This is a genomic window from Streptomyces sp. NPDC001617, from assembly GCF_053596855.1.
This window is the reverse complement of record NZ_JBSFHA010000044.1, coordinates 33,071-47,145: the sequence shown is the minus strand read 5'-3', so window position 1 is coordinate 47,145 and position 14,075 is coordinate 33,071. Positions and strand designations below refer to the sequence as shown.

The window sequence follows — 14,075 nt, the reverse complement described above, 5'->3', positions numbered from 1 at the left end:
CGGGTCAGACGTTAATCGTCGCGGTGAGGCGGCGGTCGACGATCGAGCGGCTCACCTGAATCTCGTACGAACCCTTCACAAATGACCACGAGCCGGTCACCTCGTCCCACACCTCGAAAGCGCGGCGGGGGATCTCGATGACGGCCTCGGCCGTCTCGCCCGGACCCGCCTCCACGCCCGCGAAGCCCGCCAGCCGGCGCGCCGGGCGGTCCGGGCCGGGCGCGGTCGGCGCCAGGTAGACCTGCACGACCTCGCGGCCCGCGCGCTCGCCGGAGTTGCGGACGCGGATTCTGGCGGTGGTGCCCTCCACCTCGACGGACTCATAACTCCAGTCGGTGTAGCCGAGGCCGTGCCCGAAGGGGTACGAGGGGGTCCTGCCCTCCTTCTCCCAGGCGCGGTAGCCGATGAAGACGCCCTCGTCGTAGGCGAGTCGGCCGTCCTTCGGGGTCACCTGGGTGACCGGGGCGTCGGCCAGGGAGCCCCAGGTGGTGGGGAGGCGGCCGCCCGGCTCGTACGCGCCCGTGAGGACGTCCGCCAGGGCCGCGCCGCCCTCCTGGCCCGGGAACCAGCTGAGCAGCACGGCGGCGACCTCGTTTCGCCACGGGAGCTCCACCGGGGAGCCGGAGTTGACGACCACGACGGTGTTCGGGTTGGCGGCGGCGACGGCACGCACCAGGTCGTCCTGGTGGCCGGGGAGGTCGAGGTCCTTGCGGTCGAAGCCCTCCGACTCGACGCGGTCGGTGGTGGCGACCACGACGACGGCGGTGTCGGCGGCACGGGCGGCCTCCACGGCCTCGGCGATCAGCTCGTCGGCGGCGCGCTGCGGCTCCAGGTGTGCCAGGGCGAAGGCGACGACCTTGAAGGGGAACTCCTCGGGGAGCGCGTAGACATGGGTGAGGGAGACCTCGACCGGTTCACCGGCGGTCAGTTCGGCCTGGGCGCGGGGCACCGGGGCGCCGAAGAACGCCTCGAAGGGGTCGCTGTCGTCGGCCGGGCCCTGCAGGTCGTCGTAGTGGGTGATCCCGTCGACCTTGAGGGTGAAGTGGCCGGTGCCCTTGGCGCCGAAGGTGTGCAGGCCGGTCTCGCGTGGGGTGAAGGTGCCGGTCAGTTCGACGGTGTGCAGGGTGGCGTGGGTGACGCCCTCGGGGAGGTCCGCGCCCATCCACTGGAGCTGGCCGCCCGGCGCGGAGCCGGTGCCGAGGATGGTGCCGTCCTGGTCACGGCAGATCGCCTTGAGGGCGAACCCCTTGTCGGCGATCGCGAGTTCGGTGTTCGGGTCGGCGCCGACGGCGTAGCTGAGGGTGCCCTCGGGGAGGGCCGCGGTGAGCCCGTCGAGCGGGGAGACGATCCGGGGCGGGAAGACGGTGGCGGAGCCGCCGCCGAGCACGCGCGCGTCACGGGCGGCGGCGCCGATGAGGGCCACCGTGCCGGGCCTCAGCGGCAGGGCCTGGTTCTCGTTCTTGACGAGGACGAAGGCACGGCGGGCGATCTCGCGGGCCAGGGCCTCGCCGTCGACCGTCGCCGGCGGCTCGGTCACGACCGGCTCGGCGCTCTCCAGGGCGCCGACGCGGGCGGCGAGGCGCAGGACGTTGCGGACGGCCTCGTCGACGGTCGCCTCCGCGACCTTGCCGTCGCGGACGGCCTGGGCGAGCGGGGCGCCGTAGACGGTCTGTGGTCCGGGCATGGCGGCATCGAGCCCGCCCTCGATGTCGCCGACCGTCGACCGGGCGGCCATCCAGTCGGAGACGTTGTAGCCGTCGAAGCCCCATTCGCCGCGCAGGACTTCGTTCACGAGATACCGGTGCTCGGTCATCGTCGTGCCGTTGACCGTGTTGTAGGCGGTCATGACGCCCCAGGGACGGGCGTCCTCGACGATGAGTTCGAAGGGGGCCAGGTAGAGCTCGCGCAGGGCGCGTTCGCTCACCAGGTTGTTCACCGTGAAGCGGTCGGTCTCGGCGTCGTTGGCGACGAAGTGCTTGACGGTGGTGCCGACGCCGCCTTCCTGTACGCCGGTGACATACCCGGCGCCGATGCGGCCCGTCAGGTACGGGTCCTCGCTGTACGCCTCGAAGTGCCGCCCGCCGAGCGGAGAGCGATGGAGATTGACGGTCGGCGCGAGAAGGACATGCACCCCCTTGCGGCGGGCCTCCTGCGCGAGGAGCGTGCCGGCGCGGCGGGCGAGCTGTGGGTCCCAGGTGGCGGCGAGGGCGGTCGGGGAGGGCAGGGCGACGGAGGGATCGTCGGCGGTCCAACGCACCCCCCGGACGCCGATCGGCCCGTCGGACATGACGAGGGACTTCAGGCCGATCTCCGGCAGCGCGGGCAGCGACCACATGTCCTGGCCGGACAGCAGCCGGGCCTTGGCGTCCAGGTCCAGCTTGCCGAGCGCCGCCTCCACGGCCGCCTCACGGGCCTGGTCGCCGGCGTTCCCCGGGGTTGCCGCCATCGCGGTGCCTCCTCGTCGAGTCATGTCGTCCTGCGCCCATCGTGCACCCCACTCCCTGTAACGCGGTAGGTTTCGTTACGGTTCCGTGATATGGACTGTACGGCGATGTCGTACCGTGACGCCATGAACGCCAGGGTCAGGAGCGAGGAACGACGCGCGGAGATCGTCCGGGCGGCGCTGGAGGTGATCGCGGAGCGCGGTTACCGGGGTGCGAGCCTGGCCGCGGTCGCCGAGCGGGTGGGGCTCACCCAGCAGGGGCTGCTGCACCACTTCCCGACCAAGGAGGCGCTGCTGGTCGCCGTGCTGAAGGAACGGGACCAGTGGGACGCGGTGCCGGACTCGCAGTGGCGGGTGGATCTGCTGGTGTCGCTGGTCGAGTACAACGCCATGCGGCCCGGGATCATCCAGACGTTCTCGGCGCTGCTCGGGGAGAGCGTGACGGAGGGGCATCCGGCGCAGGGGTACTTCACGGAGCGGTACCGGCAGGTGCGGGAGAGCATGGCGGCGGTGCTGCGCGCCGAGTACGGGGACCGGCTGCCGAACGGGCTGACGCCCGAGCGGACGGCGCCTCTTCTGGTCGCGGTGATGGACGGCCTGCAGTACCAGTGGCTGCTGGACCCGGAGTCGGTGGACATGCCGGGGGCGTTCCGGGACTTCGTGGCGCTGCTGGGCGAGCCGGTCTGAACTCGGCTGCCGCTACTGGCCGTCACTGACGCCAGATGACGGCGAGGGTCTTGCTGACGGCGCAGACGGCGGCGAAGGCGATCGCCCACCCCACCGCCCCGGCGGCGAACAACGCGGCCACCCCGGCCCCGAACCACAGCAGCTCGAAGCCGACGCGGACCGCGCCACGGGTCTTGTACGACGCCTTCTGCGAGCCGAACAGCGCCCACAGCACGACGAGTGCGGCCGGGGCACCGAGGCCCAGCAGCCAGGCGAGCGGGGTCGCCACGTCCGAGGTGAACCCCCAGTGGCCGACGGCCGCGAGGGCGCCGAGCTCGATGAGGAAGAGGACGCCCAGATTCGTTGCCTTCGCTGTCTTCACGAGCCGCAGTATCACCTGCCGCCCGGCTGAGTACGTGTACTCAGGCGCTCGCGCTCGTTCGCGGCCACGATGGCCGTATGAAGGTCAGGGATGTCGTCGCGGTGCTCGCGCTGCTGCCGGTGGATGCGCTGAGCGTGGGCTTCGGGTGGACGGCGGTGATCTGGCAGGACGAGCCGAGCGAGCCGCCGACCGGTCAACTCGCCGTGATCTGCGGAGTGTTGGCGGTCATCGTCGCGGTGCTGTGGGCGACCCGGTTGAAGGGTGCCGCCCTGCTTCAGACGGTCCCGGTACTCATGCTCGTCTGGCTGATGTTCGCCCCCTGAGCCACACCCCATGGCGTAGACCACTTCCGTCACGCGATACTGCCGCCGTCCGCACCACGCTCCCCCACGACGGCGACGGAAGGACCTGAACCGCCTTGACTTCCCTACGTGTTCGGATCGTTTTCCTCGGACTGGCCCTCACGACGGGCCTCGCGACCCCCACCACGGCCACGGCGGCGCAGACCGCCCCCTCCCCCACCGTCGAGGAGCAACGGCTCGACAAGGCGGTGCCGCAGGAGATTCTCCGGCGGTCGGGATTCGACGTCGTGGCACCGGAGTTCGCCCGTGACCTGGGCCGGGTCCACTCCTATGCCGAGGCGCGACGGATCGTCGTACGCGAAGGGTCCGCACTGTGGCGGCGGGCCGTGGACCGGGTGCAGGGGCGGGGGCCGGCCGGTGGGGATCTGAGCCGGGACGACGACCGGCCGTTGTACTGGGCACGGCTGGGCATGACGCGGGAAGTGCGCACCTGGGAGCCGGAGTTCGGGCTGAGCGATGCCCAACGGGCTTCGTTGATGGATCAGTTGGAACGGAACTCGCGTGGGCAGACCGAGGTGCGCTATCCGCGTGGGAAGAGCGTGCGGCGGATTCTCGTCACCGGGTTCGATCCGTTCACGCTGGACCGGGACATCCGGATCTCCAATCCGTCCGGGGCGAGTGCGCTCGCGCTCGACGGGACGGTGATCCGGACGGCGGAGGGGCCGGCGCGGATCGAGACGGTCGTCTTCCCGGTGCGGTGGCAGGATTTCACCGACAGGACGGTGGAGCGGACGCTGCGGCCGTATCTGAAGAAGGTCGATCTCTTCACGACCGTGAGTCAGGGGCGGATCGGGCGGTTCGACGTGGAGCGGACCAACGGGGCCTGGCGGGGCGGGTTCCCCGACAACGACAACATCGGGCGGACCGAGACCGTTCCGGTGAGCGATCCGGCCTCGCAGCCGCAGTGGACGACGACGACCCTGCCGTACAAGGAGATCGTGGCCGCGAAGACCGGGCGGTTCCCGGTCTACGACCACACCGAGGTGACGGAGATCCCGGCGGGCGGAACGACTGCCGTGGTGCGGCCGGACGGACCGACGGAGGGGTCCACGGCACGGGCCGGGGGCGGTGGGAACTACCTGTCGAACGAGATCGCCTATCGGGCGACCCTGTTGCGGGATCGGCTGGGGCTGCACGACACCCTGCCGGGCGGGCATGTGCACACACCGGTGCTGGAGTTCGGGGCAGGGAACACCACCGAGGTGACCGATCCGGAGTTCGTGCGGAACCGGGTGGACATCGTGGCTCAGGTGCGGGCCATCGTGACGGTGGCCGCGGACGTCACGTTCAAGAAGTGACCCGGTTCAGGTAGTGAGTTGCTCGTCCTCGTCCTCGTCCTCGTCCGCGCCGTCGTCCGTCTCCTCGCCCAGCAGCTCCCGTGCCATCAGCGTCGCTCCCGCGACCGCTGCCGGCATCAGGAACACCGCGACGAACGGCACCAGGAACGCCAGGCCCAGCGGGGTGCCGAAGCCCCAGACCAGGGTCTTGCGGGAGCGGAGGAGGGCGAGGCGGGCGCGGAGTTCGACGCCTCGGCGCTGGAGGGCCACGGCGGTCAGTTCCTCGGTGAGGAAGAAGCCGGTGACGAAGAAGCCGATCACCGGGACGACCGTCTGTCCCACCAGGGGCAGGAAGCCGCAGGCGAAGAGCAGGACGCCCCAGAGGACGGCACGGACCACGATACGGAGGCTGTCCCGCGCCGAGATCCACAGCTCGCGCCAGAGGGGGAGGCCGGACTCCGGGGCGGTGCCGTCGGGGGAGACGTCTCGGTCGACCTTCTCGGAGAGGTTCTCGTAGAAGGGCTGGCCGATGAGGAGGGTCACGGCGGTGAAGGTGAGGACGGCGAGGAGGAGGGCCAGGGCGAAGAGCACGGCCGTGAGGAAGCCGCGGAACGTTCCTTGCCAGGGGCTGGACCAGGTGTCGGCGAAGGGGGTCGACCAGGTGACGGCGTCCTCGCCCCACAGCGCCAGTGCGACCAGCGCCGCCGCGTAGAGGACGAGGGTTATGAGGCCCGGGATGAGACCGAAGCCGTATTGCTTGCCGTGGCGGGCTGCCCAGCGGTGGCCCTTCAGGAGATAGGCGAAGCCCGTCGCAAGATCACGCATGGGGAGGACTTTACCGGGGAGGGGGTGGGTGTCCGGAGGGGTGCGGGGTGCGGGCTGTCACGTTGGTGAAACGGCAACCACCACTCCACGGTCCGCCGCCGGGGACACCGCCGCCGAGATGCGTACGGCTGCCGCCCTTGCCAGGCCTCCCGCTCGTGAAGCCGCTGCCATCAGCAGGGGCTGGAGTTGTTCCAGGCCTGCCACCAGTAGCTCCTCCCCTGCGATCAGGACCGGGCGGGCCGCCTTGGTCGTTGCCGCCGCCGCTTCCGTGAGGTCGGCCAGGGGAGGCAGTGTTGCCCGGGCGACGCCCGTGCCGGCCGCTGCCGCGCGCTCCGCCAGGGCCACCTGGAGGGGTATCAACGGGGCCAGGGCGGCGGTCAGGGCGTCGGCGATGCGGCGGAGTTCCGGGGACGAGTCCCGCAGGACGTCCGCCGCGGCCCTCAGCACCGGCGTCACCGCCAGCAGTGCTCCCGCGACCGCACCGGCCGCCGCGGGCAGCAGCGGTGACGACGCCTCGACCAGGTCACCGAGCGCATCCGCGAACTCCTCGACCGCGGGCTCGACCGCGTCCAGCACGGGGAGGAGGCTGTCTCCCAGCACCGTCAGCAAGGCCTGTGCGGGCTCGCTCACGGGATGCACCGCCAGCGGCGCCCCGCTCGTGCCCAGGCGGGTGAGGGTGTCGACGATGCGGTAGAAGGCCTCCTGGGCCTGGGGGGACGCGCTTGCCTCCGCCAGTTCCGCGGTCGTCTCGCGCAGGACGCGCAGGACCTCCGCTCCCGAACCGTCCCTCGGATCGAAGGTGTTGATCGCGATTCTGGTGATGTTCCCGGCCGTGTCCAGGAGTTGGCCGGTGATGTCGGTGGTGTTGCGTGCCATGCGCAGCACGTCGTCCCTGCTGGGGAGCGAAGGGATCGTTGCCATGGTCTCTCCTCGCCTCACGGGCCCGAGCCGGCGGTCCGCCCTCAGGATGCCCGCTCGACGGCACCCGGTATGCGCCATCCGGGAGTTCCGTGACATGGACTCCCTCTTGTTGCGGTTGAGTCGAACGGGTACACCTCGCCGTACCGATCTCAGGAAGCCCCGGAGGAGGTACGCGTGCCCACCACGAGAACCGCCCTTGCGAAACGCGCCGTGTTCGCCGCCCTGGCCCTGACCGGCTCGTTCCTGCTGACCCCGTATGCCGCCGACGCCCATCCCGGAGCGCCGGTACGGGAAGGCTCTGCTCCGGATGTGCGCCCCGCCATGATCAAGGTTCTGCCAGACGGCCACAGCGGCTCGCACAAGCGTCGCTTCAGGTGAGGAGAGCGGATGACTCAGGAGATCCACGGCACGGTCGCCGACGGCTTCGAAGCGGTGCGCGAGGAGTTCGCCGCGTTCGTGGCGGGGGAACTGCCGGACTACGAGGGCCAGTTGTGCGCGTATGTGCACGGTCGCAGGGTCGTCGACCTGTGGACCGGGGACGGGGTCGGCGCCGACTCGCTCTATGGCGTGTACTCGTCCACCAAGGGGGCCGCGCACCTGGTGGTGGCGCTGCTCGTGCAGGACGGCACGCTCGAACTGGACCGCAAAGTGACGTACTACTGGCCCGAGTTCGCGGCCGAGGGCAAGGGCGCGCTGACCCTGCGCGATCTGCTGGCGCACCGGGCGGGGCTGATCGGCGCCGACGCGGGGTTCTCGGCCGCGGAGATGGCCGACGACCGCGCGATCGCCGAACGGCTCGCGGACCAGAAGCCGTTCTGGCGCCCCGGCACGGCCTTCGGCTACCACGCGCTGGTCATCGGCGCGTTGACGGGCGAGGTGGTCCGGCGGGCGACGGGCCGCACCCTTCAGGAGGTGTACGAGGAACGGGTGCGGGCGCCGTACGGCCTGGACTTCCACCTCGGCCTGCCCATGGCCCTCGAACCCCGCTTCCGGTCCGTGCAGCCGATGGTTCCGACGCCGGTGCAGCAGGCGGTGCTGGACGAGGCCCCGGCCGGGCCGCACACCTTGGCCTCGATCGCGTTCAACACGCATGTGGCGGGCACCGGAAGCCTCGTCGACTACGCCAACTCCCGTACCGTACGCGCCAAGGGCCCGGCGTCGGCGGGCGGTGTCGCCGCCGCGCGCGGGCTCGCCGGGATGTACGCGGCGACGATCAGCGAGGTGGACGGCCGCACCCCGCTGCTCAAACCGGACACCATCGCCGAGGTCGGTCAGATCCACTCCGTCGGCTACGACCTGGTGGCCCGCACCCACAAGTCGTACGGCCTGGGCTTCCAGGCCACCGCCGACACCTGGCACCCCTTCCTGGGCGCGGGTGCCTTCGGCCACAGCGGAGCGGGCGGCTCCCAGGCCTTCGCCGACCCGCGCAGCGGCCTGGCCTACGGCTACACCAGGCGCCGTCTCGCTTTCCCGGGAGGCGCGGCGCCGGAGAACGACCGGCTGGTCAAGGCCGTACACGCGGCGGCGCTGAGAGGCTGAGCCGGGCCATGACGGAGGCCGCACCCCACGTCCAGGGGTGCGGCCTCCGCAGTGACAGAACGACTGACGTCGGACCGCGTCACGGTGATGTTCCCGCGGGTCGCCTTCGAGTGGACCTCGGCCGGCCGAAGAGGCGTTACAGCTTGACGATCATCTTTCCGGTGTTGTCGCCGCGCAGCACCCCGAGGAACGCCTCCAGGTTGTTCTCGATGCCCTCGACGACGGTCTCGCGGTACTTCAGCTGCCCGGAGGCCACCCACGGGCCGACCTCGGCCACGAACTGCGGCTGCAGGTCGTAGTGGTCACCGACCAGGAAGCCCTCGATCCGGCCGCGGGTCTGGATGAGGCGGGCGAGGTTCTTCGGGCCCGGGGCGGGCTCGGTGTTGTTGTAGACGGAGATCATGCCGCAGATCACGATGCGGCCCTTCTCGTTGAGGGAGCCGATGGCCGCCTCCAGGTGGTCGCCGCCGACGTTGTCGAAGTAGACGTCGACACCGTCGGGCGCGGCGGCGCGGAGCTGCTCGGCGACCGGGCCGCTCTTGTAGTTGAAGGCCGCGTCGAAGCCGTACTCCTCCACCAGGAGCTTGACCTTCTCGTCGGACCCGGCCGAGCCGATGACCCGCGAGGCGCCCTTCAGCTTGGCGATCTGGCCCACCTGGCTGCCCACGGCACCGGCCGCACCCGACACGAAGACGGAGTCACCCTCCTTGAAGGCGGCGGTGCGCAGCAGGCCGGCGTAGGCGGTGAGGCCGGTCATGCCGAGGACGCCGAGGTACGTCGACAGGGGTGCGGCGTCCGGGTCGACCTTGACGGCCTGCCGGGCGTCGATGGTGGCGTACTCGCGCCAGCCGCCGAAGTGCAGGACGTGGTCGCCGGCCGCGATGCCCTCGGCGTTCGAGGCGACGACCTCGCCGACCGCGCCGCCCTGCATGACCTTGCCCAGCTCGAAGGGGGCGGTGTAGGACTTGGCGGCGCTCATGCGGCCGCGCATGTACGGGTCCACGGACAGGTACGTGTTCCGTACGAGGACCTGCCCCTCACCGGGCTGCTGGACCTCCGCCTCGACCAGGGCGAAGTCCTCGGGCCTGGGCCAGCCGACGGGGCGGGAGAGGAGGTGCCACTCGCGGTTGATCATGACGGAGCCTTTCGATTTACTTCAGTACCTGAAACAACCATGCTCCTGAATATTTCAGGTTGTCAAGTAATGGGGGTACTCTTGAGCCATGGCCACTCCGCAGAAGACCGATCGACAGAAGACCGATCGCCCCGATCCGCTGACTCTTGAGGTCGTCGAGCTGATCGGCGACGTCGTGGCGCGTTTCTACGCGGACTTCGACGAGGCGGCGGCGGAGCACGCGCTGACCGGGGCCCAGGCGCGGCTGCTGAGCCTGCTGTCGCTGGAGCCGCTGCCGATGCGGAAGCTGGCGCAGAAGCTGAAGTGCGAGCCGTCGAACGTCACCGGGATCGTGGACCGGCTGGAGTCGCGGGGACTGGTGGAGCGACGGCCCGATCCCGCCGACCGGCGGGTCAAGCTGGCTGCCGCGACGAGTGAGGGGTTGCGGATTGCCCGGGAGCTCCGGGACGGGTTGCGCTTCGCGCGGGAGCCGTTGGCCGGGCTGTCCGAGGAGGAGCGACACGTGATGCGGGGGCTGCTGCAGCGGATGCTGGCCCCGGGCGATCAGGGCATGCACTGAAGGCCCTGAGGTCCGGAACCGACAGACGTCAGCGGCCCGGCGCACGGCGTACGTGCCCCGGACCGCTCCCGACAAGGAGACGTTCCTTTCGGATCAGGTCTTCTTGCGTACCGTCATGACGCGCTGGACCAGGATGAACGCGCACAGCAGCACACCGGTGGCGATCTTCGTCCACCAGGAACTGAGCGTGCCCTCGAACTGGATGATGCTCTTGATCAGGCCCAGCACCAGCACACCGAACAGGGTTCCCAGCACATACCCGGAGCCGCCCGTGAGCAGCGTGCCGCCGATGACGACCGCGGCGATCGCGTCGAGTTCCATACCAGTCGCGTGCAACGGGTCGCCGGACTGGATGTACAGCGTGAAGAGCAGTCCGGCCAGGGCCGAGCAGAAGCCGCTCACCGTGTACACGGCGATCTTCGTACCGCCCTGCGGGAGACCCATCAGCAGGGCGGACTGCTCGTTGCCGCCGATGGCGTACACCCGGCGCCCGAAACGTGTGTAGTGCAGGACGTAGAACGCCACGGCGAGGACGACCAGCGAGACGACCGCGCCGATCGACAGGAACCCCATCCCCAGGGACACCTGCGCCGTGGCCATGCTGCTCACCGAGGAGTCGCTGATGGAGATCGACTCCTTGCTGATGACCAGGCACAGACCACGGAAGAGGAAGAGGCCGGCGAGGGTCACGATGAAGGGCTGGATCTCGAAGTTGTGGATCACATAGCCCATCAGGAAGCCGCCGAGGGCGCCCACGCCCAGCGCCATGGGGATCACGACCGGCAGCGGCACCCCTTCGCGCTCCACCAGCCAGGCCGTGAACATCGTCGTGAAGCCGATCATCGAGCCGACGGACAGGTCGATGCCGCCGGACAGGATGACGAAGGTGACACCGACCGCGGCGACCAGCAGATAGCCGTTGTCGATGAACAGGTTCAGGAAGACCTGCGGTTCGGCGAACCCGTAGTTCTGGTAGCGGCTCAGGCCCACCCCGTACATCACGAGGAAGAGCAGGGCCGTCGCCGCGACGGGCAGGCGCCGGTCGCCGAGCAGGCGCGCGGCCTTGGACGGGATACGGCTGTCCACGGCCGTGGGGCTCTGGGTTGTCGCGCTCATCACTACACCTCCATCTTCGGAGCGGCGTCGGTCGCCGCGGCGGTGTCCGCCGGGGCTGCGGCCGGCTTGGGCCTGCCCTTCGCGCCGAACCCGGCGCCGAAGACCTTGGCGCGGAACTTCGGGGACTGGAGCAGGCAGACGACGATGACGACGGCGGCCTTGAAGACCAGGTTGGTCTGGGTCGGCACACCGATGGTGTAGATCGTGGTGGTCAGGGTCTGGATGACCAGGGCGCCGACCACCGTGCCGCCGATGGAGAACCGGCCGCCCAGAAGGGAGGTCCCGCCGATCACCACGGCGAGGATCGCGTCGAGTTCGATCCACAGACCGGCGTTGTTGCCGTCCGCCGCCGAGGTGTTGGAACTGATCATCAGGCCCGCGATGGCGGCGCACAGCGCGCAGAACACGTACACCATGATCTTGATGCGCCGGGACCTGATGCCCACCAGGCGGCTGGCCTCGGCGTTGCCGCCGACCGACTCGATCAGCAGCCCGAGCGCCGTGCGGCGGGTCAGCGCCACGGTGACGGCCACGACCACGGCCACCACGAAGATGGAGAACGGCAGCGTCAGCCAGTAGCCGCCGCCGATCAGCTTGTACGGGTCGCTGTCGATGGTGATGATCTGGCCGTCGGTGATCAGCTGGGCGACACCGCGTCCGGCGACCATGATGATCAGCGTGGCGATGATCGGCTGGATGCCCATCCTGGCGACCAGGAAGCCGTTCCACAGACCGCAGACGACCGAGGCCAGCAGGCCCAGGCCCATGGCGAGCAGCACCCCGGACAGGGCGTTCTGGTCGGCCTGGTGGCTGATGTACGAGCAGGAGAGTGCTCCGGTGATGGCGACCACGGCACCGACGGACAGGTCGATGCCGCCGGTGGCGATGACCACGGTCATGCCGACCGCCACCAGGATGAGGGGCGATCCGAACAGCACGATCGAGACGAGGCTGCCGTAGAGGTGGCCGCCCGTCATCTTGACCGAGAAGAAGTCAGGGGTGAAGGGCACGTTGACGAGCAGCAGGAAGACAAGGACCGCGACCGGCCAGAACAGGTGGTGGTGTGTCAGTGCTCGCCATCGGGGAGTGGTGCTCACTGGTGTTCTCCGCTCGCGATGGTCTCCATGATCCGGCTGCTGGTGATCTCCGGCCCGTTGGCGAGCTGCGCCACCAGCCGGCGGTCGCGCAGCACTCCGATGGTGTGACTGAGCCGGAGGATCTCCTCCAGCTCGGCCGCGATGTACAGCACGGACATGCCGTCCTCGGAGAGCGAGACGACGAGTTTCTGGATCTCCGCCTTGGCGCCGACGTCGATGCCGCGCGTGGGTTCGTCCAGGATCAGCAGCTTCGGCTGGGTGATCAGCCAGCGGGCCAGCAGCACCTTCTGCTGGTTGCCACCGCTCAGCTGGCCCACCCTGGCCTCGGGGTTGGCGGGCCGGATGTCCAGCGCCTTGATGTACTTGGCGACGAGTTCGTCGCGCTGGGAGACCGGGATGGGCCGGGTCCAGCCGCGCGAGGCCTGCAGGGCCAGGATGATGTTCTCCCGCACCGTCAGATCGGGCACCAGGCCCTCCGTCTTGCGGTTCTCGGAGCAGAACGCGACGCCGGCGCCGATCGCGTCGTTCGGGGCGCTCATCGAGACGTGCTTGCCGCCGATGGACACCTTGCCGCTGTCCGGCTGGTCGGCGCCGAAGAGCAGCCGGGCGAGTTCGGTCCGGCCCGACCCCAGCAGGCCGGCAAGTCCGAGCACCTCGCCCTTCTTGATCTCCAGGTCGAAGGGGGCGATGCCGCCTGTCCTGCCCAGGCCGTCCGCCTTCAGCAGCGTCTCGCCGACGTCGGAGTGCAACTGGTGGCCGTGGAGCTGCTCCAACTGGTCCAGGGCCTTGCCGATCATCAGCTGGATCAGCCCGACCTGGTCGAGGTCGGCGACCAGGTGCTCACCGACGAGAGCGCCGTTGCGCAAGACGGTCATCCGGTCGCAGATCTCGTAGACCTGGTCGAGGAAGTGCGAGACGAACAGGATCGCCACGCCCTCGTCCTTGAGCCGCCGCATCAGGCGGAACAGCTCCTGGACCTCGTCGTGGTCGAGGCTGGACGTCGGCTCGTCCAGGACCAGCACCTTGGTGCCCGATCCCTGGCCGTCGCTGTCGCCGGTGCCCACCGACCGCACGATCGCGACCAGTTGCTGCACGGCCAGCGGGTACGAGGACAAGGGCGCGGTGACGTCGATGTCGAGGCCGAGCCGGTCCACCAGCTCCGCCGCCTCCATGCGCATCCGCTTCCACTGGATACGGCCCGCGCGGGTGGGCTCGCGCCCGATGAAGATGTTCTCCGCCACCGACAGATTGGGGCAGAGGTTCACCTCCTGGTAGACCGTGCTGATGCCAGCCTGCTGCGCCTGCAGCGGGCTGCCGAACAGCACGGACTTCCCTTCCAGGGTGATCGTGCCGCCGTCCAGGGAGTAAACCCCCGTCAGCACCTTGATCAGGGTGGACTTCCCCGCGCCGTTCTCGCCCATCAGGGCGTGGATCTCGCCGGGGAAGAGCCGGAAGTCGACGTCCGACAGAGCCCGTACCCCCGGGAACTCTTTGACTATGCCCGTCATCTCCAGCACGGGCCGCGGCTCTGCCATACCTCTCCTAGTGAGGGGACCACCGGCTTTGCCCGGTGAGGGAATTCACTGCGTGTGGGATTGATTACGCCCCGCAAGGGGTCGGTTCGGGCTGGACCGCAGCTCTTGGGCTGGAAGCCCCTCACACGGGGCGGAGTCACGGCAGCGCTCCTCATGGGATCGAGCCGCCACAGGCCCACAGGGCCCGGCCGACCGAGTTTCGGTCGGCCGGAGGCTCC

Annotated in this window: 14 protein-coding genes; 6 read left to right on the top strand and 8 right to left on the bottom strand. The window is 69.8% G+C overall.

Annotated elements, in window-relative coordinates:
- Positions 1-4: 4 nt before the first annotated feature.
- Positions 5-2,446, bottom strand: coding sequence for a beta-glucosidase (locus ACWC09_RS29375; protein ID WP_450853935.1), 2,442 nt, complete (start codon positions 2,444-2,446; stop codon positions 5-7).
- A 105-nt stretch (positions 2,447-2,551) separates the two neighbouring features.
- Here ACWC09_RS29375 and ACWC09_RS29370 point away from each other — a divergent pair, with 105 nt between their 5' ends.
- Positions 2,552-3,130 carry a TetR/AcrR family transcriptional regulator gene (locus tag ACWC09_RS29370; RefSeq protein WP_450853934.1) on the top strand — a complete coding sequence of 193 codons (579 nt, stop codon included), beginning with the start codon at positions 2,552-2,554 and terminating at the stop codon, positions 3,128-3,130.
- Between the two features lie 22 nt (positions 3,131-3,152).
- Here the strand turns inward: ACWC09_RS29370 and ACWC09_RS29365 are convergent, their stop codons facing one another.
- A complete protein-coding gene (locus ACWC09_RS29365) occupies positions 3,153-3,491 on the bottom strand; it encodes a YrdB family protein (RefSeq protein WP_450853933.1) in 339 nt (112 codons plus the stop codon).
- A 77-nt stretch (positions 3,492-3,568) separates the two neighbouring features.
- On the opposite strand from ACWC09_RS29365, the gene ACWC09_RS29360 reads away from it, so the two are divergent.
- Both ACWC09_RS29360 and ACWC09_RS29355 read left to right on the top strand, forming a co-directional pair.
- Positions 3,569-3,814: a hypothetical protein gene (locus ACWC09_RS29360; protein ID WP_450853932.1), complete on the top strand. Its 246-nt coding sequence runs from the start codon at positions 3,569-3,571 to the stop codon at positions 3,812-3,814.
- A gap of 95 nt (positions 3,815-3,909) precedes the next feature.
- Positions 3,910-5,151 carry a pyroglutamyl peptidase gene (locus tag ACWC09_RS29355; protein ID WP_450853931.1) on the top strand — a complete coding sequence of 414 codons (1,242 nt, stop codon included), beginning with the start codon at positions 3,910-3,912 and terminating at the stop codon, positions 5,149-5,151.
- A 6-nt stretch (positions 5,152-5,157) separates the two neighbouring features.
- Here ACWC09_RS29355 and ACWC09_RS29350 read toward each other — a convergent pair whose 3' ends face one another.
- Both ACWC09_RS29350 and ACWC09_RS29345 read right to left on the bottom strand, forming a co-directional pair.
- Complete coding sequence (locus ACWC09_RS29350) at positions 5,158-5,955, bottom strand: EI24 domain-containing protein (RefSeq protein ID WP_450853930.1); 798 nt, start codon at positions 5,953-5,955, stop codon at positions 5,158-5,160.
- A gap of 57 nt (positions 5,956-6,012) precedes the next feature.
- Complete coding sequence (locus ACWC09_RS29345) at positions 6,013-6,876, bottom strand: hypothetical protein (RefSeq protein WP_450853929.1); 864 nt, start codon at positions 6,874-6,876, stop codon at positions 6,013-6,015.
- A gap of 174 nt (positions 6,877-7,050) precedes the next feature.
- Here ACWC09_RS29345 and ACWC09_RS29340 point away from each other — a divergent pair, with 174 nt between their 5' ends.
- Together ACWC09_RS29340 and ACWC09_RS29335 are read left to right on the top strand one after the other, a co-directional pair.
- A complete protein-coding gene (locus tag ACWC09_RS29340; protein WP_450853928.1) occupies positions 7,051-7,254 on the top strand; it encodes a hypothetical protein in 204 nt (67 codons plus the stop codon).
- A 9-nt stretch (positions 7,255-7,263) separates the two neighbouring features.
- The gene (locus ACWC09_RS29335) at positions 7,264-8,415 is read left to right on the top strand and encodes a serine hydrolase domain-containing protein (protein WP_450853927.1); all 1,152 of its coding nucleotides are present in this window, start codon (positions 7,264-7,266) and stop codon (positions 8,413-8,415) included.
- Positions 8,416-8,551: 136 nt separating this feature from the next.
- On the opposite strand, the gene ACWC09_RS29330 is transcribed toward ACWC09_RS29335, so the two are convergent.
- Complete coding sequence (locus tag ACWC09_RS29330; RefSeq protein WP_450853926.1) at positions 8,552-9,550, bottom strand: NADP-dependent oxidoreductase; 999 nt, start codon at positions 9,548-9,550, stop codon at positions 8,552-8,554.
- Positions 9,551-9,638: 88 nt separating this feature from the next.
- Here ACWC09_RS29330 and ACWC09_RS29325 point away from each other — a divergent pair, with 88 nt between their 5' ends.
- Positions 9,639-10,109 carry a MarR family winged helix-turn-helix transcriptional regulator gene (locus ACWC09_RS29325; protein WP_450853925.1) on the top strand — a complete coding sequence of 157 codons (471 nt, stop codon included), beginning with the start codon at positions 9,639-9,641 and terminating at the stop codon, positions 10,107-10,109.
- A 93-nt stretch (positions 10,110-10,202) separates the two neighbouring features.
- On the opposite strand, the gene yjfF is transcribed toward ACWC09_RS29325, so the two are convergent.
- The 3 genes from yjfF to ACWC09_RS29310 are packed head-to-tail and all read right to left on the bottom strand — an operon-like array spanning position 10,203 to position 13,857.
- Positions 10,203-11,225, bottom strand: a complete 1,023-nt coding sequence (yjfF, locus tag ACWC09_RS29320) for a galactofuranose ABC transporter, permease protein YjfF (protein WP_450853924.1) — start codon at positions 11,223-11,225, stop codon at positions 10,203-10,205.
- Positions 11,226-11,227: 2 nt separating this feature from the next.
- A complete protein-coding gene (locus ACWC09_RS29315) occupies positions 11,228-12,322 on the bottom strand; it encodes an ABC transporter permease (protein WP_450853923.1) in 1,095 nt (364 codons plus the stop codon).
- Positions 12,319-13,857 (bottom strand): sugar ABC transporter ATP-binding protein, encoded by a 1,539-nt coding sequence (locus ACWC09_RS29310; protein ID WP_450853922.1) that lies wholly within the window; start codon positions 13,855-13,857, stop codon positions 12,319-12,321. Before ACWC09_RS29310 ends, ACWC09_RS29315 begins: the two co-directional genes overlap by 4 nt.
- Positions 13,858-14,075 lie beyond the last annotated feature (218 nt).